At 70.5% G+C, this 19,825-nt stretch carries 17 protein-coding genes; 5 read left to right on the forward strand and 12 right to left on the reverse strand.

The genetic code is table 11. The features are described from left to right. Nucleotides 1-141 precede the first annotated feature (141 nt). Nucleotides 142-651, reverse strand: a complete 510-nt coding sequence (locus tag ACIQ7M_RS21645) for a MarR family transcriptional regulator (RefSeq protein ID WP_355759490.1) — start codon at nucleotides 649-651, stop codon at nucleotides 142-144. A gap of 137 nt (nucleotides 652-788) precedes the next feature. Here ACIQ7M_RS21645 and ACIQ7M_RS21650 point away from each other — a divergent pair, with 137 nt between their 5' ends. Further along, on the forward strand, nucleotides 789-1,595 hold the full coding sequence (locus ACIQ7M_RS21650; RefSeq protein ID WP_386978064.1) for a dioxygenase: 807 nt from the start codon (nucleotides 789-791) through the stop codon (nucleotides 1,593-1,595). Nucleotides 1,596-1,721: 126 nt separating this feature from the next. Here the strand turns inward: ACIQ7M_RS21650 and ACIQ7M_RS21655 are convergent, their stop codons facing one another. Next, entirely contained in the window at nucleotides 1,722-2,246 is a 525-nt protein-coding gene (locus ACIQ7M_RS21655) for a GNAT family N-acetyltransferase (protein WP_403646633.1), read from the reverse strand. 169 nt (nucleotides 2,247-2,415) lie between these two features. Here ACIQ7M_RS21655 and ACIQ7M_RS21660 point away from each other — a divergent pair, with 169 nt between their 5' ends. Next, a complete protein-coding gene (locus ACIQ7M_RS21660) occupies nucleotides 2,416-3,414 on the forward strand; it encodes a sigma-70 family RNA polymerase sigma factor (protein ID WP_355759484.1) in 999 nt (332 codons plus the stop codon). Nucleotides 3,415-4,057: 643 nt separating this feature from the next. Here the strand turns inward: ACIQ7M_RS21660 and ACIQ7M_RS21665 are convergent. Beyond that, nucleotides 4,058-5,041, reverse strand: coding sequence for a helix-turn-helix transcriptional regulator (locus ACIQ7M_RS21665; RefSeq protein ID WP_403646636.1), 984 nt, complete (start codon nucleotides 5,039-5,041; stop codon nucleotides 4,058-4,060). A gap of 62 nt (nucleotides 5,042-5,103) precedes the next feature. On the opposite strand from ACIQ7M_RS21665, the gene ACIQ7M_RS21670 reads away from it, so the two are divergent. After that, on the forward strand, nucleotides 5,104-6,741 hold the full coding sequence (locus tag ACIQ7M_RS21670) for an MFS transporter (RefSeq protein WP_403646639.1): 1,638 nt from the start codon (nucleotides 5,104-5,106) through the stop codon (nucleotides 6,739-6,741). 117 nt (nucleotides 6,742-6,858) lie between these two features. Here ACIQ7M_RS21670 and ACIQ7M_RS21675 read toward each other — a convergent pair whose 3' ends face one another. The 3 genes from ACIQ7M_RS21675 to ACIQ7M_RS21685 all read right to left on the reverse strand — a co-directional run bounded on the left by ACIQ7M_RS21675 (nucleotide 6,859) and on the right by ACIQ7M_RS21685 (nucleotide 10,290). After that, nucleotides 6,859-7,608, reverse strand: a complete 750-nt coding sequence (locus tag ACIQ7M_RS21675) for a DUF6227 family protein (protein ID WP_355759479.1) — start codon at nucleotides 7,606-7,608, stop codon at nucleotides 6,859-6,861. 256 nt (nucleotides 7,609-7,864) lie between these two features. Further along, nucleotides 7,865-8,914: a P1 family peptidase gene (locus ACIQ7M_RS21680; protein ID WP_403646644.1), complete on the reverse strand. Its 1,050-nt coding sequence runs from the start codon at nucleotides 8,912-8,914 to the stop codon at nucleotides 7,865-7,867. A 140-nt stretch (nucleotides 8,915-9,054) separates the two neighbouring features. Then, nucleotides 9,055-10,290 carry a low temperature requirement protein A gene (locus tag ACIQ7M_RS21685; protein ID WP_386978077.1) on the reverse strand — a complete coding sequence of 412 codons (1,236 nt, stop codon included), beginning with the start codon at nucleotides 10,288-10,290 and terminating at the stop codon, nucleotides 9,055-9,057. Nucleotides 10,291-10,405: 115 nt separating this feature from the next. On the opposite strand from ACIQ7M_RS21685, the gene ACIQ7M_RS21690 reads away from it, so the two are divergent. Beyond that, nucleotides 10,406-10,588, forward strand: a complete 183-nt coding sequence (locus ACIQ7M_RS21690) for a hypothetical protein (protein ID WP_355759474.1) — start codon at nucleotides 10,406-10,408, stop codon at nucleotides 10,586-10,588. Nucleotides 10,589-10,682: 94 nt separating this feature from the next. Here ACIQ7M_RS21690 and mscL read toward each other — a convergent pair whose 3' ends face one another. The 6 genes from mscL to ACIQ7M_RS21720 all read right to left on the reverse strand — a co-directional run bounded on the left by mscL (nucleotide 10,683) and on the right by ACIQ7M_RS21720 (nucleotide 16,728). Further along, on the reverse strand, nucleotides 10,683-11,153 hold the full coding sequence (gene mscL, locus ACIQ7M_RS21695; RefSeq protein WP_403646648.1) for a large conductance mechanosensitive channel protein MscL: 471 nt from the start codon (nucleotides 11,151-11,153) through the stop codon (nucleotides 10,683-10,685). 114 nt (nucleotides 11,154-11,267) lie between these two features. Beyond that, entirely contained in the window at nucleotides 11,268-11,810 is a 543-nt protein-coding gene (locus tag ACIQ7M_RS21700; RefSeq protein ID WP_403646651.1) for a hypothetical protein, read from the reverse strand. Between the two features lie 244 nt (nucleotides 11,811-12,054). Next, a complete protein-coding gene (locus tag ACIQ7M_RS21705) occupies nucleotides 12,055-12,933 on the reverse strand; it encodes an S-methyl-5'-thioadenosine phosphorylase (protein ID WP_403646654.1) in 879 nt (292 codons plus the stop codon). A gap of 159 nt (nucleotides 12,934-13,092) precedes the next feature. Beyond that, entirely contained in the window at nucleotides 13,093-13,425 is a 333-nt protein-coding gene (locus ACIQ7M_RS21710; RefSeq protein WP_355759467.1) for an FmdB family zinc ribbon protein, read from the reverse strand. 68 nt (nucleotides 13,426-13,493) lie between these two features. Then, a complete protein-coding gene (locus tag ACIQ7M_RS21715) occupies nucleotides 13,494-14,873 on the reverse strand; it encodes an MFS transporter (RefSeq protein ID WP_403646657.1) in 1,380 nt (459 codons plus the stop codon). A gap of 268 nt (nucleotides 14,874-15,141) precedes the next feature. Beyond that, complete coding sequence (locus ACIQ7M_RS21720) at nucleotides 15,142-16,728, reverse strand: potassium/proton antiporter (RefSeq protein WP_403646660.1); 1,587 nt, start codon at nucleotides 16,726-16,728, stop codon at nucleotides 15,142-15,144. 199 nt (nucleotides 16,729-16,927) lie between these two features. Between ACIQ7M_RS21720 and ACIQ7M_RS21725 the strand changes: the two genes are divergently transcribed. Further along, on the forward strand, nucleotides 16,928-19,687 hold the full coding sequence (locus ACIQ7M_RS21725) for a penicillin acylase family protein (RefSeq protein WP_403646663.1): 2,760 nt from the start codon (nucleotides 16,928-16,930) through the stop codon (nucleotides 19,685-19,687). Nucleotides 19,688-19,825: the final 138 nt, after the last annotated feature.

Here is a 19,825-nt window from a genome sequence, read left to right on the forward strand (position 1 = left end):
GACGCGGGGTGGGGACGCCTCGTCCGTACGACTCCGGGGACTGCCCCGGCTCCCGCCACAGGGAGCCGGGGCAGTCCCGTGTCCGCCACAGGGAGGCGGGCAGCCGGTCCCGTGTCCGCCGATCGATCCGGACGGCGAGCGCTAACGCAGCCAGGGCAGGTCCGCGCCCGCGTCCTTGGGCTGGAGGCCCTCGGCGATGATCCGCATGGCCTCGCCGAGGGCCTTCCGCTGGTCCGGGCCGAGGCGGTCGAACAGGGCCTGGCGTACGGCGGCGACATGGCCGGGCGCGGTGCGCTTCAGCACCTCGTAGCCCTCGTCGGTCAGGACGGCGAACTGGCCCCGCTTGTCGGACGGGCAGTCCTCGCGGCGTACCCAGCCGTTCTTCTCCAGCCGTGCGACGGCGTGCGAGAGCCGTGAGCGGGTGATCTTCGCGTTCATGGCCAGCTCCGTCATCCGCAGCCGGCGGTCCGGGGCCTCGCCGAGCTGGACGAGCAGGCCGTAGTAGATGTGCGGCATGCCCGCGTCGCGCTGGAGCTGACGGTCGAGGTGGTCCTCCAGGAGGGTCGTGGCGTGCATGTACGCACGCCAGATGCGCTGTTCCTCGTCGGTGAGCCAGCGCGGCTCTTCAGCGGGAGCGGGTGCCGTGTTCATGTACTCCACTGTACGAGCCTCTTCTTGAAACTTAAACAAAGCACCCGTAGTCTCGACTGAGAACTTGAGACTTTAAGCAACTGCTTCAAAGATCAAGCACTGCCGCCGTACGATGTAACTCTCTGGAGGGAGCAGCCATGACCGCCGCCACCGAGGAGCGCCCCGCGCCGGAGCGCATGCCCGCCCTCTACCTCAGCCATGGTGCCCCGCCGCTCGCCGACGACCCGGTGTGGCCCGGCCAGCTCGCCGCCTGGTCCGCCGACCTGCCCCGCCCCAAGGCGATCCTCATGGTCTCCGCCCACTGGGAGGAGGCCCCGCTCGCCCTCGGCGCGATCGAGACGATCCCTCTCGTCTACGACTTCTGGGGCTTCCCCGAGCACTACTACCAGGTGACGTACGCGGCTCCCGGCGCCCCGGAACTCGCCGAGTCCGTACGGAAGCTGCTGCGCGCGCCGGGTACGCCGGTGCAGGACATCCCGGACCGGGGGCTCGACCACGGCGCGTACGTCCCCCTCAAGGAGATGTTCCCCGAGGCCGACATCCCGGTGCTCCAGATCTCCATGCCGACGCTCGACCCGGTCCGGCTCTTCGAGATCGGCCGGAAGCTGGCGCCGCTGCGCGACGAGGGCGTGCTGATCGTCGGCTCCGGCTTCTTCACCCACAATCTCGCGGCCCTCAGGCACACCGGCGGGGGAGTGCCCACCTGGTCGAGCGAGTTCGACGACTGGGGGCACCGCGCGCTGGAGGCCGGTGACGTGGACGCGCTGCTCGACTTCGAGCGCAAGTCCCCGGCGGGCCGTCTCGCCCACCCGCGCACCGAGCACTTCGCCCCGCTCTTCGTGACCATGGGCGCGGCGGACGCCGTCGGAGGACTCGACGGGCAGCGGTCCGTGATCGATGGATTCTGGCTGGGAATGGCCAAGCGGTCGGTGCAGTTCGGCTGAGCGTGTGCGGACGGCCCCGGGGCCGCGGTCGGCTCGGCTCCGGGGCGGGCGGAGGGCGGCCAACCGGGCGGACGGAGGGCGGCGCCGCCCGTCGGCGGGCTCGTCCCCGGGCGTCCCGGGCGGGCCCTAGTGGGCGAGCTCCTTCTCGTACCAGGCGACGTCCCAGTAGCGGCCGAACTTGCGGCCGACCTCCCCGTAGGTGCCGACGTGCCGGAACCCGAAGCGTTCGTGCAGGCGAACGGACGCCTCGTTGGGCAGCGCGATGCCGGCGTAGGCCCGGTGCAGGTCCTCGCCGGCGAGCGCCGAGAAGAGCGCTTCGTAGAGGAGGGTGCCGACGCCTCTGCGCGCGGCGCCCGGGGCGACGTAGACCGTCACCTCCACCGAGGTCGCGTAGGCGGGTTTCACGCGAAAGGCGCTGGATGTGGCGTACCCCAGAATCGCCTGTGAATCGGCTTCTGTGGCAACCATCAGGCGGTGCGGTCCGTCTTCAGGGTGGGAGAGCAGCCACGGACGACGTTCCTCCGGCGTGAAGACGATGGTGTCGAACGTGATGGGCGTCTCACGCACGTAGTGGTTGTACACCTCCGTGAGCGCGCCGAGGTCGGCCGCGGCTCCCGGCCTGACCTGCACATCTGTACGTTCTGACCGCATTGACCCTCCCGAGTGGTGCGACAGGGTACTGCATGATCAGAAAAATCAAGGGGCGGGTTGGGAATTCTGTCCTGATTCCAGTCGTTGTTTCCATCGGATGCCGGGCACCCGGGAGGGTGAAACCGGATGTCCGGGACCACCCGCAAGCCCACCACGCAAGGGAGCACGCATGGCAACCCGTGCCGTCGCCCGTCGTAAGTCCGCCACTGGCGGGACATCCGACGCGGCACGCAGTGTTCGCGCCGGAGGCGGCGAAATCGCCGATCGCGACCTGGTCGGCATGTACCTCGACGAGATCGCCCGAACACCGCTGCTCGACGCCGCCAAGGAAGTCGAGTTGTCCCAGGTCATCGAGGCGGGTGTGTTCGCGCGGCAGATCCTCGACGGTGAGGCGGAGGCCAAGGCCGACGCGTCCCGCGAAGAGCTGGAGGCGCTGGTCGCCGACAGTGAGCGCGCCAAGGACGTCTTCATCCGCTCGAACCTGCGGCTGGTCGTCGCCGTGGCGCGCCGTTATCCGCGCAGTGGCCTGCCCCTGCTCGACCTGATCCAGGAGGGGAACGCCGGCCTGGTGCGCGCGGTCGAGAAGTTCGATTACCGCAAGGGCTTCAAGTTCTCGACGTACGCCACCTGGTGGATCCGTCAGGCCATCACCCGCTCCATCGCCGACCAGTCGCGCACGATCCGCCTCCCCGTCCACCTGGTCGAGGAACTGGGCAGGATCCGCCGCGTGCAGCGCGAGTTCAACCGTGAGAACGGGCGGGAGCCCGAGCACGCGGAGATAGCCGCCGAGCTCGGCACGACGCCGGAGCGTGTCGGCGACGTGCTCGACTGGGCCCGCGACCCGGTCTCCCTGAACATGGCGGTGGACGACGAGGGCGAGACCCAGTTCGGCGACCTGCTGGAGGACACCTCGGCCGTGTCGCCCGAGCAGTCGGTGCTCACCCTGCTGCGCAGCGAGGAGCTGGACGATCTGATCGGCCACCTCGACCAGCGCACCGCCTCCATCATCAAGATGCGGTACGGCATCGACGACGGCCGGGAGCGGACGCTCACGGAGGTCGGCAAGGAGCACGGACTGACGCGCGAACGCATTCGTCAGATCGAGAAGCACGCCCTGCTCGAACTGAAGAAGCTGGCGCGCGACACCGGATTCGACGCGGCGGCGTAACGGCGACGGGACACGCGGAGCGCAGGGTGCGGTCCGGGCGAGCGAGGTGAGTGGGCCGTACGGGTTGACTCGTCGAGCGGGCGCCGGACCCGCTCCGCCCAGTCCGCGCACGGGCACCCCCGCCACGTTGGCCACAAGTCGACCAGACATGGCCATGTAAGGCCGCTTCAATCCGCCGGGCCCTGGGAACAAGACTTCAGGGCCCACGCTTCGGGCCCCGTCCGAGCGGAAGAAGCGAACAGAAGTGCCGAGCGGCAGCCCCGAGCGGAAGTCACCGCGACGGAGCCACGCCGCTCCCGAGAACCGAGTCCCGACGCTCACCCCCCCCGCGCCGGGACTCTTCCAGAGTCGAGCTTCGGCGCCTCCCCCCCTGGCGCCGAAGCTCGGCTCCCTTTTGTTTCAGGGGTCGGCGAGGCGGAGGGGCAAGGGCTGGAGGTGGCCGGGTTCCGGCGCGCGGGGCCTGCGGAGGAGCAGGCCTGGCGCGGTGCGGGACGGGTGCGGGGGGTTCCGGGCAGCACGGGGGCGGGCCACCCCGAACCTGAACCCCGGGGTGACCCGGATGGCAGATTCTGCCACAGCGACATAACCTGCCGTCGCCGACGGTCCACCGGGTGTCACCACCCCCGTGGAGTGCGGCCGACCGTCAAGCGCCGCCAGTCTGCGGCACTTCCCCCGCCCGGCTCAGTCGTGCACCCAACTCCCTTACGTAATCCACAAGTTCTCTCGGTTCTCGTACGGTGAAGTCGCAGTTGACCATCGCGATCCGCACCGCGAGCCATTCCACCGAGTCACTGGAGGTGGCCCGCAGCCGGCAGCTCCGCTCGTCGATCGGCTCGGGCGCGCCGACCCACGCGGGCACGCGCGCCGCGACGAACTCGGCCGGGGCCGCGAAGGTGATGTCGTACGTGTAGGTCTCCTGACGCCGGTACATCGACTGCCGCAGGAACTCGGCGGCGTCCCCCGTCGGCAGTTCGCGGGGCGTGAACCGGGCTCCCGTCGCGAAGGGTTCGCTCACCCGGTCGACCCGGAACGTCCGCCAGTCGTCGCGGTCGAGGTCGAACGCGACGAGATACCAGCGGCGGCCGGTCGAGACCAGCCGGTACGGCTCGGTCAGCCGCCGCGACGGTGTTCCGTCCCCGGAGCGGTAGGCGAACCGCAGCCGTTCCCGGCCCGCGACGGCCGACGCCATCACGGTCAGTGTCTCGGGGGCGATGCTCGCCCCGTCCCCGCTGGTCAGGGGAGTGGTCGCGGCCTGGAGCATGGACACGCGGCGGCGCAGCCGGGACGGCAGCACCTGTTCCAGCTTGGCGAGCGCCCGCACGGAGGCCTCGTCCACGCCCGCGAGGGCGTGCCCGGCGCCGGCCCGCAGGCCCACCGCGATCGCGACCGCCTCCTCGTCGTCGAGGACGAGCGGGGGCATCGCCGTGCCCGCCACCAGCCGGTAGCCGCCGTCCGCGCCCTTGGTCGCCTGCACCGGATAGCCGAGTTCGCGGAGCCGGTCGACGTCGCGCCGGACCGTACGACGGGACACCCCGAGGCGCTCGGACAGCTCGCCGCCGGGCCACTCGCGGGGCGTCTGGAGGAGGGAGAGGAGCTGGAGGAGCCGGGCCGGAGTATCGGTCGTCATGGTTTCCAGGGTGCCGGAGAACTAGGACACGATCTGACCTAATGGGGTTCTAGGTTTGTCGCATGACCTCCACCGAGACCCCTGAGACAGCTCTCAGCAGCCCGGCACCCGGCGCCGCGGCCGACCGAAGGCGCTGGCTCGCCCTCGCCATCGTGATGACCGCGGCCTTCATGGACCTGGTCGACGTCACGATCGTCAACATCGCGATCCCGTCGATCAAGCAGGACGCGGGCGCCTCCTTCAGCCAGATCCAGTGGATCACCGCGGGCTACGCGCTCGCCTTCGCCGCGGGACTCGTCACCGGCGGACGGCTCGGTGACATCCACGGCCGCAAGCGGCTCTTCCTCCTCGGCGTGGCCGGCTTCACGGTCGCGTCCGCGCTGTGCGGCTTCGCGGCGAACCCCGAGATGCTCGTCGCCTCGCGCATCCTCCAGGGCGCCATGGCGGCGATGATGGTGCCGCAGGTCCTGTCGATCGTGCACGCCACCTTCCCGGCGCACGAGCGAGGCAAGGTCTTCGGCCTGTTCGGCGCGATCGTCGGCCTGGGCGCCGTCTCGGGCCCGCTCCTCGGCGCGCTGCTCACCGAGTGGAACCTGTTCGGTCTGGAATGGCGGCCGATCTTCCTCATCAACCTGCCGGTCGGTGTCGTCGCGCTCATCCTGGGCCGCCGCTTCATCAGCGAGTCCAAGGCCCCGAAGGCCCTCAAGCTCGACCTCGTCGGCGTCGCCCTCGTCACGCTGGGCCTGCTGATGCTGCTCTACCCGCTGACCCGCGGCCGTGAGCTGGGCTGGCCGCTGTGGGGGTACGTCTCGATGGCCGGCTCCCTGGTGGTCTTCGCGGCGCTGGTGGCGTACGAGAAGCGGAAGACGGCGCGGGACGGTTCTCCGCTGGTCGAGCTGTCGCTGTTCAAGGTGAAGAGCTTCGCGGCGGGCATCGCGGTGCAGACCGTCTTCGGTGTCGCGCTCGGCATCTTCTTCCTGGTCTGGACGCTGTACATGCAGATCGGACTGGGCTGGCGCCCGCTGCGGGCCGGGCTGACCGGAGTGCCGTTCTCGATCGCGGTCTCGGCGGCGGCCGGCATGTCCGTGCAGCTTCTGGTCCCGCGCTTCGGGCGCAAGGTGCTCCAGGCGGGCGCCCTGATCATGGCGCTGGGTGTGCTGCTCTACATCTGGGAGTCCGACCGCTACGGCATGGACATCGCCCCCTGGCAGATGGCCCTCCCGCTGGTGGTCATGGGCGCGGGCATGGGCTTCATCGTCGCGCCGCTGACCGACGCCGTGCTCTCCGACGTCCCGCGTGAGCACTCGGGTTCGGCCTCGGGCCTGATCAACACCGTGCAGCAGATGGGCAACGCGCTCGGCCTCGGCCTGGTCTCGGTCCTCTTCTTCGGAGAGATCGGCGACCGGCTGACCCCCGCCCAGGTGGGTCCGGCGTTCGTGAACGCCTTCCAGCACGCGCTGGGCTGGGTCGCCGCCGTGCTGGCCGTCATCTTCCTGCTGATGTTCGCCCTGCCGAAGCGGCCGGCCCAGCACGTGGAAGGCGCACAGGACGAGACGGACGCCCAGGAACAGGGCCGGAGCAAGGACGACGGCCAGGACCAGGGCGGGAATCAGAAGTCGGGCCGGGACCAGGGCGGTAGTCAGGACGAGGGCCGGGAGCAGGGCGCGGACCAGGACCTGAAGCCGGAGTTCGTCGGCTGATCCCCTGTCGGGGGCGGCGCCGCGGGGGCGATGCCCGGTTCCGCCGCCACCCGCGCGACGCGGAGGTCCGAACGGAGAAGGGGCCCGGCACCTCAGGTGCCGGGCCCCTTCCGGGTGTCAGCCCAGTCGTGCCGCCCGGCGCTCCATCGCGTCCCGGGCCGCGTCCTCGCTCGCGTACACCTCGCACATGTGCTGCCGGTCCGGTGTCGCCGTGTGCTCGACCTCCCACAAGGAGATCTCCTGCCCGTCGCGCAGCAGGAACGCGTGCTCGTAGAGCGAGAAGCACAGCCCCGCCTGCCCCGCACGGCACGGGCGTCCGAAGGCCTGCGTGATCTGGTGCGCGAACGCCTCCCGCAGCAGCAGCGACGTGAGGTCGGCGCCCGGCCGGTCCGGATTCTCCGCACGCCGCAGGAGCCGGCGCGCGTGATCGGCGGAGTCGTCGGGCACATAGGTGTGACGCGGCTCGGGGATCGACGACAACTGCACGAACACGGGCAGCTCGAAGTCCGGCGCGTCCGGGGGGAGCGGAAGCCGGGCCGTGGCCGTGCGCAACTCCTCCTCGTCGACGTACACCTCGTGCTGGGCGTCGTGACCGGCCGCCGTGTTGTGCACCAGCTCCCACAGCGTGACGGTGGAACCGTCGGCGAGCAGCCAGGTGTGCCGGTACGTCTCCCGGTGCAGCCCCGCGCTGTGGTGCGCGGAGTGCAGCGAGCTGTCGTGCGCCAGCGCGCAGTCGAGTCGCCGTATCGCCTCGTCGGGCAGCTCGAACGAGTTCAGGGCGCGGCCCAGAAGTCGTGCGAGATGCTCCTCCGGAGACTCGGGCGACTCGGGTGGTTCGTACGCTGCTGTCTCGTACGGAACGCTCAAGGTTTCTCCCGGCGTTGCTGCATGTCACCTTGTGGGTGCATACCGTAGCCCCTCGGTCGGACATCATGTCCGCGAACCGAGAAAACGTACGGACGGAAAACGGGCGGGCCGTGCGGTCAGTTCCCCGGCGGCTCGTCAGTTCGTCAAAAAGCCCTCGTCGGGCGGCACTTCCAGCGGTCCACGCGGTCCGCGAAAGGTTCCGGCCCCTCGCGCCCATTGTCCTGCAAGGCGCCCTTGCCGCACCAGTTCCCGGGCGCTATGACGTCCGGTTCCCCAACCCTCCCTCCCCGTACAGCTCTTCGTACGACGGCCACGCTCCGCCCGGCCCGTCCACCGGCTCCGCCGCGCGTACGGCCCGCACGATCGCGCGCGTCACCAGGTCCGCGCCCGCCGCCAGGATCTCGTTGAGCGCCAAGGGGTTCCCGGCGTCGAGCGCCCTGTCGCCCGTGGCCAGCGCGAACACCGTGTCGCCGTCGTTCAGCAGATGCACCGGCCGCACGGCGCGCGCGATCCCGTCGTGCGCCGTACCCGCGAGCTTCTGCGCCTGCGCCCGCGTCAGACCGGTGTCGGTGGCGACGACGGCGAGCGTGGTGTTCAGCGGGGGCGGCGCGTTCCGCGCGGCGGCCTCCGCGAGCCGCAGCCGGGCCGCCTCGCGCACCGCGGCCGACGGGCCCGCCGTACGCCCTCGCGCCAACTCCCCGTACAACGCCCCCGTTTCCGGCTCCACCACCGAGCCCACCGCGTTGGCCACCACCAGCGCGGCCACCGTGACACCGGACTCCAGCACGGCGCTCGCCGTCCCGACCCCGCCCTTGAGCGCTCCGACCACCGCGCCGGTACCGGCGCCCACGGCGCCCTCGCGCACCGGCGCCCGCAGCGCGCTCGCGTCGGCGGCCTCGACCGCCGCGCGTCCGGTGGAGGCGTCCGGCCGCGACCGGAAGTCGCCGCCGCGCCCCAGATCGAAGACGCAGGCCGCCGGCACGACGGGCACGACGTGCGTCGGGTCCGGCCCCACCCGCACCCCGCGTCCCCGTTCCTCCAGCCACGCCATCACGCCCGACGCCGAGTCCAGCCCGTAGGCGCTGCCCCCGGTCAGTACGACCGCCTCGATCCGCTGCACGAGGTTGCGCGGATCGAGCGCGTCCGTCTCCTTGGTTCCGGGCCCGCCGCCGCGCACGTCCACGGCGGCGATCACACCTCCCTCGGGAGCGAGCACCACCGTCGTCCCCGTGAGCCAACCGTCCCCGCTGCGCGTCGCGTGCCCCACCCGCAGACCCACGACATCTGTCAGAGCGTCAACTGTCATGCGCCCAGTCTTCCCCGGCCGTGACCCCGGCGGCGTGTTCGCGCACGCCGGGCGGAAGAGGAGTGTCGGACGGGCGCCAGGTCGTGTCCGCAAAGTCGCGTCGTTCGCCCGCCGGACAGACGAGCCCTTGCGGACACTGCCTAGGCGCTGCGCGCCGCCTCGGCCGCCGTTTCCCGCGTCACCATCCGCGTCGTCATCGCCACCCCGACCGCCACGGCCAGCGCGGAGACGATCCCCGCGGCGAGGACCGCCCAGTCGCCCAGGAAAGTGCACAGGATGACGAGCAGCGCGGTGGTCGGCAGCACGAGCTGCTGGGCGATGCCGACCTTGAAGTGGCGGGAGTGCAGGACCCACACGGCGAGGAAGTACAGGGCGGTCGGCAGCGTCACCGCGGCGGACGCCGAGAGTCTGGAGATGTGCGCCGTGCCGACCGTCTGTTCCACCGCGACCTCCAGACCCGCACCGATCGCGGCGGCCGACGCGAAGATCAGGTAGTGGCCGTACCCCCACAGGAAGGCCTGTCCGCTGGACCGCAGATGGCCGTGGATCGGCACCACGAAGTAGATCCACCAGGCGGAGAAAACGATCAGCAGGCCGCCCGCGGCGATCGGAAGCAACTCGCCCAGCGCGTCGTGCTCGTCGACGGCCGACTTCACCGCGACGGTCGCGGCGGCGATCGTCTCGCCCAGCACGATGATCGTGAACAGTCCGTACCGCTCGGCGATGTGGTGCGGATGCCAGGACGTGGTGAAGTCCTTCTCCGCGAACAGCGGGACGCACAGCTCGGCGAGGGCCACCACCAGAAACACCCACGCGCGGCCGCCTTCCGGCGCGATGAGCAGGCCGAGCCAGCCGATCTGGCACAGCAGAACCCCGCCCGCGTACCGCAGGGCCGCCGTTCTCTCGGTCCCCTCGGTGGACCGGGCCACCCGCAGCCACTGCGCGATCATCGCGAACCGCATGATCACGTAGCCCAGCCAGACCACCAGGAAGTCGTGGGTCTCGAACGCCTTGGACACCCCGGCCGCGAGCACCAGGACGCCGGCGATCTGCACCAGCGTGACCACCCGGTAGAGCACGTCGTCGTTGTCGTAGGCCGACGCGAACCAACTGAAGTTCATCCACGCCCACCAGATGGCGAAGAAGATCATCGCGTAGTCGAGGATGCCCTGACCCGCGTGCCCCTCCGCCACGGCGTGCACCAGCTCGGCGCCCGCCTGGGCGATGGCCACCACGAAACACAGGTCGAACAGGAGCTCCAGCGGCGACGCGACCCGGTGCGCCTCGTCGCGGCCGCGGGCCGTCATTCTGCGCAACGGCCAGTGGCCCGCGGACCGTGGTGTCGAGGCGGATTCCGGAGTGGAACGGGAGGTCATAGGGCCAAGCACAGCAGAAAAGCGCCGGGAATTCTTGTGAATGCCTTCACAAGCGGCCTCGGGTCGACCGGGTGGACCGCAGTGGCCCCGCCTCCCCGCGGCGTACGCTGGGGGCATGAGTCCCGCCCCCGCCCCCGAACCGCGCGATCCGAAGCCCGCACTGGTCTTCGACGATCCGTTGAACCAGCAGTCCTCGGACGATACGGACCGTGGGTGGGGCGAGCGGGCCGACAGCACGGGTGACAGCGCCGCCGACCTGAAGCGTTTCCTCGACGAGAAGCCGCCCCACCACATCTGAGCTCGGCTCCGGGCGCCCTCGCCCGAGGACCGGCGCGCCCCGGTCTCCCGGCGCCGCCGGCCGAGGTCCCGGGCGCGCGCCCACAGCCTCGCCGTCAGTACTCGCGGCGTCCCTGACCGCGCTGGGCGACCAGCTCGTCGCGGATCTGCTTGAGCACCTCCAGCTCGGACACCTCGAGGACCTCCCGCGTGCCTTCCTTCGCCTTCTGGCGGGCCGCCTGCCGGGCCAGGAACTTGGCCATCGGCAGCACCATCAGGAAGTACACGACGGTGGCGGTGATCACGAAGCTGAGCGTGGCGCCCAGCACCGAGCCCCACATGATCTCGATGCCCTTGGCGTTCGCCCCGCTGCCCGTGCAGGGCTTCTCCAGGCAGGAGCTGTAGTTGTCGAGGTTCTTCGTACCGACAGCGCCCACCATCGGGTTGATGATGCCCTTCACCACGGCGTTGACGATGTTGGTGAAGGCCGCGCCGATGACCACGGCGACGGCCAGGTCGATGACGTTGCCGCGCATCAGGAAGGCCTTGAAGCCCTCCCAGACACCGGGCTGCTTGTTGTCGCTCACTAGGAGGCCCCTCCGCGCATGTTGTGGAACAAACAGCTCCGCAACCTACGGCAGGGTGTTCGGAGCCTGTCCAACTGGGTAGCTCGATCGAGAGACTTGACACGGTTTCGGCGCTCATCGCAGCGTCACCGCCAGCCGTGACGTGGTGCCCGCGCCGGCCAGCCGCACGGCCGTCGCGCGCGGAACGGCGAGGACGACCAGTGCTCCGGTGCCGGTGGCGCCGACGTCCGGGACCCCGGTGACCCGCGCCCCGGCCGCGACCACCCGCACCTCGCCGCCGTCGTCCGCCGCGACCACGTCGACCCGGTCGCCGGGGCGCAACAGACGCGCCGCGTCTCCGTCCGCGATCCGGACCGGCGCCCTCACCGTCTCGACCTGGCCGGGCCCGCGTACGGGGGTGGAGGCCGTGGTGGAGGCGGACGCGGAGGGCGTGGACGCCGGATGTCCGCGCGCCCGCCCGGCATCGCCCGGGCCCGCCGCCACGAGCGCGGCAGCCGTCATGGCCAGGCCCGCGGCGACCGCCCGCCTCCTGTGCCGTGCGAGGGGCCGGGGCCGAAAGCGTCCGCCCCGCACCCGGACGGGCGCGAACTGCGGCACCTCGCACGTCGGAGGCGTGTCCGCGCCCGGCGGGCGGACGTGTCGCGAGAGCTGTGCCATGGTGACCACCACCTGTGACGAGGGACCGGCTTGCGATCCCACGATGAGGTCTCGCGCCGAAGCCCGCAGGCACCCGTGGACGACCCGGGAACTGTGGACAACTCCCTCACCCGAACGGGAGATTCCGCCCCGCTCGGGCACGCGTCACGGTGGCTCGGTCCGCCGGCTCGGGTCACGGCAAGAGGGCCCCGCCACTTTGATCAAGGCGCCCGGATCACGGCGGTCGGCGCCGCGGTGGTTCAGGTCACGGCAGCTCGAAGCCGGGGTCCATGCCGCCCAGCGCCCTCGTGCACAGGCAGTCCCGCGATCCGTTCGCCGGCAGTCCCGCGACCGCGTCGAACAGCACGCCCCGCAGCCGGTCCACGTTCGCCGCGAACACCTTCAGCACGTCGTCGTGCGAGACGCCCTCGCCGCTCTCGGCGCCCGCGTCCAGGTCGGTGACCAGGGTCAGAGACGTGTAGCAGAGCTCCAGTTCGCGGGCGAGCGCGGCTTCGGGATGTCCGGTCATGCCGACCACCGACCAGCCCTGCGCCTGGTGCCAGAGCGATTCGGCCCGGGTGGAGAACCGCGGGCCCTCTATGACCACGAGCGCGCCGCCGTCCACGGCTTCCCAGTCACGTCCGCGTGCCGCTTCCAGCGCGACCTTCCGTCCGACGGGGCAGTACGGGTCGGCGAGCGACACGTGCACCACGTTGGGCACCGTGCCGTCGGGCAGCGGCAGCCCGTCGAAGTAGGACTGGGCCCGTGACTTCGTACGGTCCACGAACTGGTCGGGAACGAGCAGGGTGCCGGGCCCGTACTCGGGACGCAGTCCGCCCACGGCACAGGGGCCGAGGATCTGGCGGGCGCCGACGGAGCGCAGCGCCCACAGGTTGGCCCGGTAGTTGATGCGGTGCGGCGGCAGATGGTGGCCGCGGCCGTGGCGGGGCAGGAAGGCGACCCGCCGGCCGGCGATCTCGCCGAGGAACAGGGAGTCGCTGGGCGGCCCGTAAGGGGTGTCGACCCGCAGCTCGGTCACGTCGTCGAGGAAGGAGTAGAAGCCCGAGCCGCCGATGACACCGATCTCGGCCGAGGCGGTCCGCTGTTTCCCGGCCGGGTTCTGTGGGTTCTCCGTGTTCGCCATGAACGGCACCCTACGGGCTGTCCCGACGGAGGAACGCGGAAGACCCCGTCGTCGTAGGACGAAGGGGTCTTCCGCGGAAACGGGCCTGTGCGGCCTGCGCGCCGTGAGGCGCTGCGGCCGGGCCGGGACGGGAAGCCCCGGCCGCGGGCCGAGGAGTCCTTACGCGGCCGAGCTGCCGGCGGAGCCGCTGCCCGACGACTTCGCGCTCGACGACTTCGTGTCCGAGGACGACGAGGCGGACGCCGACGACGAGGACTTCGCGTCCGAGGTCGAGGACGTGGACGGCTTCGACGCCGGCGAGCTGCTCGACGAGGAGCCGCGGCTGTCGTTGCGGTAGAAGCCGGAGCCCTTGAACACAATGCCGACGGCCGAGAACACCTTCTTCAGGCGGCCGTCGCAGCTCGGGCATACGGTCAGGGCGTCATCGGTGAACTTCTGCACCGCCTCGAGGCCCTCGCCGCACTCGGTGCACTGGTACTGGTAGGTCGGCACTTGTCTTCCTCCTGGCACTCTCACTCAGTGAGTGCTAACGACGGTCCATACTGACGTATTCCGCGAGATCAGTCCACTGTCACCGGCACGCGGTGACCGACGCCACGTGCGACGGCGCGGCTCGGGGCATGTGCGACGAGACGTGAACGCAGTGCCACCAGGGTCGCCAGAGCCAGTGCCGTACCGGCCATCGGCACCAGGAACCCGGCGCCGTCCCAGAGCCTGTCCTCGAGCTGTCCGGCGACCGTGACGGCCGCCGCCTGGCCGAGCGCGACGGCACCGGTCAGCCAGGTGAAGGCCTCGGTGCGGGCGCCCTGCGGGACGAGGCTCTCGATCAGGGTGTAGCCGGTGATCAGGCTCGGGGCGATGCACATGCCGACCACGAGGCCGAGGCCGGCGAGCACGATCACCGAGTTCGCGGCCCACAGCCCGGAGGCGGCCAGCGCGAGGGCGGCGTACCCGACGACGAGCCGCCGCTGCGGGGCCACCTTCCAGGCGACGGCGCCGCAGACGATGCCCGAGAGCATGTTGCCGGCTGCGAAGACGCCGTACAGGACACCGTTCATGCCGGGCTCGCCGATCGACTCGCTGTACGCGGCCAGCGAGACCTGCATGCCGCCGAAGACGGAGCCGATGCCCAGGAACGTCATGATCAGAACGCGCACTCCGGGGATCCGCAGGGCGGAACCGTGTTCCACGCGCGCGTGCCCGGCGGCGGTGACCGCGGGCTGTGTGCTCTTCTGCGCGGCGAACAGCAGACCGCCGACGAGGGTCAGCGACGCCTCGGTCAGCAGGCCCGCGGCGGGGGCGACGGCCGTGCACAGCGCGGTGGCGAGCAGCGGGCCGAAGACGAAGGTCAGCTCGTCGGTGACGGACTCGAAGGCGGCGGCGGTCGACATCAGGGGCGAGCCCTGGAGCTTCACGCCCCAGCGTGCCCGCACCATGGGGCCGACCTGCGGCACCGAGGCGCCGGTGGGCACCGCGGCGGCGAACAGCACCCACAGGGGGGCGTCCGCCAGCGCGAGCGCGGTCAGGGAGAAGCCGGCCACGGCGTGCACGAGGACGCCGGGGAGCAGGACGGCCCGCTGGCCGTGCCGGTCGGCCAGACGTCCGGTCAGGGGCGCGAACAGCGCCATGGAGACACCGGTGACGGCCGCGACGGCGCCGGCCGCCCCGTACGAGCCGGTGGTGTGCTGCACGAGCAGCACGATGGAGATCGTCAGCATGGCGAACGGCTGGCGGGCGGCGAAGCCGGGCAGCAGGAACGTCCAGGCGCCACGGGTGCGCAGCAGTTGCCCGTATCCAGGACGGGAGGTGACCGTGGATGCCACGGCCGTGCCTTTCTGCCGCCTGGTAGCGCGCCCGTGCGGGGGCGCCGAGAGCTGTCCTCTTGCGCGGATCTGCGGTAGATACCGGCGTCCCCTGCGGGAGGACGTCACGGCCGCCATACGGTCGCGCCAGCTCTGCGTCAGGCAGAGTTGGTTCGATCAAGGTGTGCGTTCATCGTACAGGGGGTGGCCGTCGTGCCGGGCCTGTGAAAAAGAGCACTCCGAGGTCGTGAGCCTGTGAATGCCCTTCGTCTTCGCGTTTTCGTTCGATGTCTCGCAAGCCCCGGCGAGGGCGCGTAAGAGCCGCGTCCCGAGTTCCGTAAGAAGCGGCAGTCCTGTTGAGAAGCCGCGGTTTCGCGGGAAGCCGGCCGACGGCGCGGCGGTCGCCTCACAGGCCCGTTCTGTGCTGGGTCCGGTGTTCCCTGCCGCCGTCGTCGACGCCCAGCCAGTCGGCGAGCTTGCCGCCCTGGCCCACCGCGCGGAGGCGTCTCTCGGTCGCGTCGCGGACCGGGTCGGTCGCCACGACCAGCAGTTCGTCGCCGAGCCGCAGCACCGTCGTGGGCATGGGCACGAAGGACTTCGACTCGCGGACGACGAGGGTGACCGCCGCGCCCGGGGGCAGCCGCAGCTCGCCCACCTCGACTCCGTGCATGCGCGATCCCTCGGGGATCGCGACGGACAGCAGATGGCCGCGCAGCCGCTCAAGGGGTGCCGATTCGATGCCCAGGTCGGAGGCCCCCGAGGACGCGCCGAGGCGGAGCTTGCGGGCCAGCCACGGCAGGGTCGGGCCCTGGACGAGGGTGTAGACGACGACCAGGACGAAGACGATGTTGAAGATCCGCTTGCTCTCCGCGACTCCGCTCACCATCGGGATCGTCGCCAGGATGATGGGCACCGCGCCGCGCAGGCCCGCCCAGGACAGCAGCACCTGCTCCTGCCACGGGATGCGGAACGGCAGCAGGCCCGCGACCACGCTCAGCGGCCGCGCCACCATCGTCAGCACCAGGCCGATGACGAGGGCCGGGACGATGTCGTCGCCCATCTCGTGCGGGGTGACCAGCAGGCCGAGCAGCACGAACATGCCGATCTGGGCGATCCATCCGAGCCCCTCGGCGAAGCCGCGTGTGGCGGGCCAGTGCGGCAGTTTCGCGTTCCCGAGGAGCATGGAGGCGAGGTAGACGGCGAGGAAGCCGCTGCCGTGGGCGAGCGCGCCGGCGGCGTAGGCCGCGACGGCGATCGCCATCACGGCGATCGGGTAGAGGCCGGAGGCCGGCAGTGCCACGTGCCGCAGTCCGTACGCGCCCAGCCAGCCGACCGCGACACCGATGGCGGCGCCGATGCTCAGCTCCAGCGCTATCTCGCCGAGCAGCGTGTACCAGTGCTCCACCGGGCCCGCGGTGGAGAACGCGACGACCAGGATGACGACCGGGGCGTCGTTGAAGCCCGATTCGGCCTCCAGGATGCCCGTCACGCGCGTGGGGAGGGGGATTTTCCGCAGGACAGAGAAGACCGCCGCCGCGTCCGTCGAGGAGACGACCGCCCCGATGATGAACGCCTGGTGCCATTCCAGGCCGATCAGATAGTGCGCGCCCGCGGCCGTGACGCCGACGCTGACCGCGACGCCCACCGTCGCCAGCGAGGAGGCCGCCGGCAGGGCCGGTCTGATCTCCTTCCACTTCGTGCTGAGTCCGCCCTCGGCCAGGATCACGACCAGGGCCGCGTATCCGATGACCTGGGTCAGTTCGGCGTTGCTGAACTGGACGTCGCCGACTCCGTCCTGGCCGATCGCGACGCCGATCCCCAGGTACACGAGCAGCGTGGGAAGCCCGCTGCGCGAGGAGATCCGGACCGCCGCCACCGCGATGAGGAGGACGAGCGAGCACACGAGCAGGAGCTGGTTGAGGTGGTGGACAGTCAGGGGCTGTTCCTTTCTCGCCGATCCGGCTCCGCGGGGGCGGTATCCGGATCCGAGCACCGGAAGCCGGCCACTTCAGTGCAAGTACTTCGTTACCTTACCTAACTCTTGACGTTTTCTTGACGTTCCCGGAGGCAAGATCGAACAGTCGTGCTTCCCGGTTTCCTACTCCGCGTCAAGGCGTGGTTGGCCCTGCGCCTATGGTTGCCCCAGCACTCCAGGACCGCCTGCCGCTCGCGTTAGGACAGCAAGGACAGCGATGCCCCCCAACACCACCGCCTCTTCCGGCCAGCAGCCCGGCAAGTCCGGCAGGAAGAAGGGGCGCAAAGCCCGACTGTTCTTGATTGTCCTGGTTCTCGCCATCATCGGAGGCATCGCCTTCGGCGCGTACTGGAGCATCAGCACGGTGCGGGCCTCCTTCCCGCAGACCAAGGGATCCATCCGCATCGACGGGCTGTCCGGGCCCGTGACGGTGCAGCGCGACGGCAACGGGATCCCGCAGATCTACGCCTCGTCCGACGAGGACCTGTTCAAGGCCCAGGGCTTCGTCCAGGCGCAGGACCGGTTCTACGAGATGGACGTGCGCCGCCACATGACCTCGGGCCGGCTCTCCGAGATGTTCGGCGAGGGCCAGGTCAAGAACGACGAGTTCCTGCGCACGCTGGGCTGGGACCGGATCGCGAAGAAGGAGTACGACGAAAAGCTGTCGTCCTCCACGAAGAAGTACCTCCAGGCGTACTCCGAGGGGGTCAACGCCTATCTGAAGGGCCGGAGCTCCGAGGACATCTCCCTGGAGTACGCGGCCCTCGGCTTCACCAACGACTACAAGCCGACCGAGTGGACCCCGGTCGACTCGGTGGCCTGGCTCAAGGCGATGGCCTGGGACCTGCGCGGCAACATGCAGGAGGAGATCGACCGCTCCCTGATGACGAGCCGGCTCGGCCCGAAGCAGATCGCGGACCTCTACCCGGAGTACCCGTACAGCCGCAACAAGACGATCGTCCAGACGGGCGCGTACGACAGCGCCACCGGGACGTACAGCTCCTCGGGCACCGGCTCGGCGTCGAGCGCGGGCACGGGGCTCGCGGGCGGCACGGCGACGCCCTCCGGGTTCCAGAGCCAGCTCTCGGGTCTCTACAACGTCCTCGACGACCTGCCCACCGCCGTCGGCGTGAACGGCAACGGCATCGGCTCCAACTCCTGGGTCGTCGCCGGAAGCCACACGATCACCGGCAAGCCGCTGCTGGCCAACGACCCGCACCTGTCGGCGTCGCTGCCCTCGGTCTGGTACCAGATGGGCCTGCACTGCACCGCGGTCTCCGCGAAGTGCCAGTACGACGTCTCCGGATACACCTTCGCGGGCATGCCCGGCGTGATCATCGGCCACAACGCGGACATCGCCTGGGGCATGACCAACTCCGGGGTCGACGTCACCGACCTCTACCTGGAGAAGATCACCGGCCAGGGCTACGAGTACGACGGCAAGGTGCTGCCCTTCACCACCCGCAAGGAGACGATCAAGGTCGCGGGCGGTGACGCCAAGACGATCGTCGTCCGGCAGGCCCAGGACGGGATGCCGCTGCTCTCCGACCGTGACGACGAACTCGTCCAGGTCGGCAAGAAGGCCACCGTCGACGCGGAGGCGCCCGACCGGGGCGACGGTTACGCGATAGCACTGCGCTGGACCGCACTGGCTCCGGGCAACACCATGGACGCCGTCTTCGCGATGGACAAGGCGTCCGACTGGAGCGAGTTCCGCAAGGCGGCCGAGTCGTTCCAGGTGCCGTCCCAGAACCTGGTCTACGCCGACGGTGCCGGCGCGAGCGGCAACATCGGCTACCAGCTCCCCGGCAAGATCCCCACGCGCGCGAAGGGCGACGACGGCTCGCTGCCCTCGCCCGGCTGGGACTCGAAGTACCGCTGGACCGGCTACATCAAGCCGTCCGCCCTGCCTTACGAGTACAACCCCAAGCGCGGCTACATCGTCACCGCCAACCAGGCGGTCGTGGACCCGGACAAGTACCCGTACACGCTCACCACGGACTGGGGCTACGGCACCCGCAGCCAGCGGATCACCAGCCTGATCGAGACGAAGACCCGGGGCGGCGCCAAGATCTCGACCGACGACATGCGCCAGATGCAGCTCGACAACAGCAGCGAGATCGCCAGCAAGATCGTGCCCAGGCTGCTCAAGATCGACGTCCCCGACAAGGACGTCCGCCAGGCGCAGAAGCTCCTGGAGGGCTGGGACTACACCCAGGACGCAGACTCCGCGGCGGCCGCGTACTTCAACGCCACCTGGCGCAACATCCTCAAGCTCGCCTTCGGCAACAAGCTGCCCAAGGAGCTGCGGGTCAAGGGCCAGTGCCTGTGGGTCGAGCGGGTCGACACGACCGGTCCCGCGGACGAGGACCAGACGGTGCGTGAGTGCGGCGAGCGTGAGCCGGACCAGGCGCAGCCGGACGGCGGCGACCGCTGGTTCGAGGTGATCCGGAAGATCATCGACGACGAGCACAACGACTGGTGGAAGCTGCCCAAGACGCGTACCGAGGAGGCGACCGCCACCCGGGACGACCTGTTCCGCCGGGCCATGACGGACGCGCGCTGGGAGCTGACCGCCAAGCTCGGCAAGGACATCGACACCTGGAGCTGGGGCCGGCTGCACCGCCTGTTCCTCAAGAACCAGACCCTCGGTACCGAAGGCCCCGGCTTCCTGAAGTACATGCTCAACCGCGGCCCCTGGAACCTCAGCGGCGGCGAGGCGACGGTCAACGCGACCGGCTGGAACGCGGCGGGCGGCTACGGGGTGGTCTGGGTGCCCTCGATGCGGATGGTCGTCAACCTCCAGGACCTCGACAAGTCCAAGTGGATCAACCTCACGGGCGCCTCGGGGCACGCCTACAGCGCGCACTACACCGACCAGACGGAGTTGTGGGCCAAGGGGGAACTCCTGCCGTGGGCCTTCAGCAAGAAGGCCGTCGACCAGAAGACGACCGACACCCTGGTCCTGAAGCCCTGACGCTTCGGCGGCCGTCGGCGCCGGCGTCCTCGCCGTGCTCGGTGCCCTGAAGCCGGTGCCTGACGAAAGTGGCCCTCCACGCGTGCGTGGAGGGCCACTTCGCGTCCGCCGCTCCGGGACCCTCGTCCGCCCGGCCGC

It is taken from the genome of Streptomyces sp. NPDC096324 (assembly GCF_044763015.1).
GTDB lineage: Bacteria > Actinomycetota > Actinomycetes > Streptomycetales > Streptomycetaceae > Streptomyces.

Coding starts and splice junctions, on each gene's coding strand:
- ACIQ7M_RS21685 (WP_386978077.1), bottom strand. CDS start 10,290: ATGACCTCCCGTTCCACTCCGGAATCCGCCTCGACACCACGGTCCGCG.
- ACIQ7M_RS21690 (WP_355759474.1), top strand. CDS start 10,406: ATGAGTCCCGCCCCCGCCCCCGAACCGCGCGATCCGAAGCCCGCACTG.
- ACIQ7M_RS21650 (WP_386978064.1), top strand. CDS start 789: ATGACCGCCGCCACCGAGGAGCGCCCCGCGCCGGAGCGCATGCCCGCC.
- ACIQ7M_RS21705 (WP_403646654.1), bottom strand. CDS start 12,933: ATGGCGAACACGGAGAACCCACAGAACCCGGCCGGGAAACAGCGGACC.
- ACIQ7M_RS21700 (WP_403646651.1), bottom strand. CDS start 11,810: ATGGCACAGCTCTCGCGACACGTCCGCCCGCCGGGCGCGGACACGCCT.
- ACIQ7M_RS21660 (WP_355759484.1), top strand. CDS start 2,416: ATGGCAACCCGTGCCGTCGCCCGTCGTAAGTCCGCCACTGGCGGGACA.
- ACIQ7M_RS21715 (WP_403646657.1), bottom strand. CDS start 14,873: ATGGCGGCCGTGACGTCCTCCCGCAGGGGACGCCGGTATCTACCGCAG.
- ACIQ7M_RS21670 (WP_403646639.1), top strand. CDS start 5,104: ATGACCTCCACCGAGACCCCTGAGACAGCTCTCAGCAGCCCGGCACCC.
- ACIQ7M_RS21665 (WP_403646636.1), bottom strand. CDS start 5,041: ATGACGACCGATACTCCGGCCCGGCTCCTCCAGCTCCTCTCCCTCCTC.
- ACIQ7M_RS21655 (WP_403646633.1), bottom strand. CDS start 2,246: ATGCGGTCAGAACGTACAGATGTGCAGGTCAGGCCGGGAGCCGCGGCC.
- ACIQ7M_RS21680 (WP_403646644.1), bottom strand. CDS start 8,914: ATGACAGTTGACGCTCTGACAGATGTCGTGGGTCTGCGGGTGGGGCAC.
- ACIQ7M_RS21725 (WP_403646663.1), top strand. CDS start 16,928: ATGCCCCCCAACACCACCGCCTCTTCCGGCCAGCAGCCCGGCAAGTCC.
- ACIQ7M_RS21645 (WP_355759490.1), bottom strand. CDS start 651: ATGAACACGGCACCCGCTCCCGCTGAAGAGCCGCGCTGGCTCACCGAC.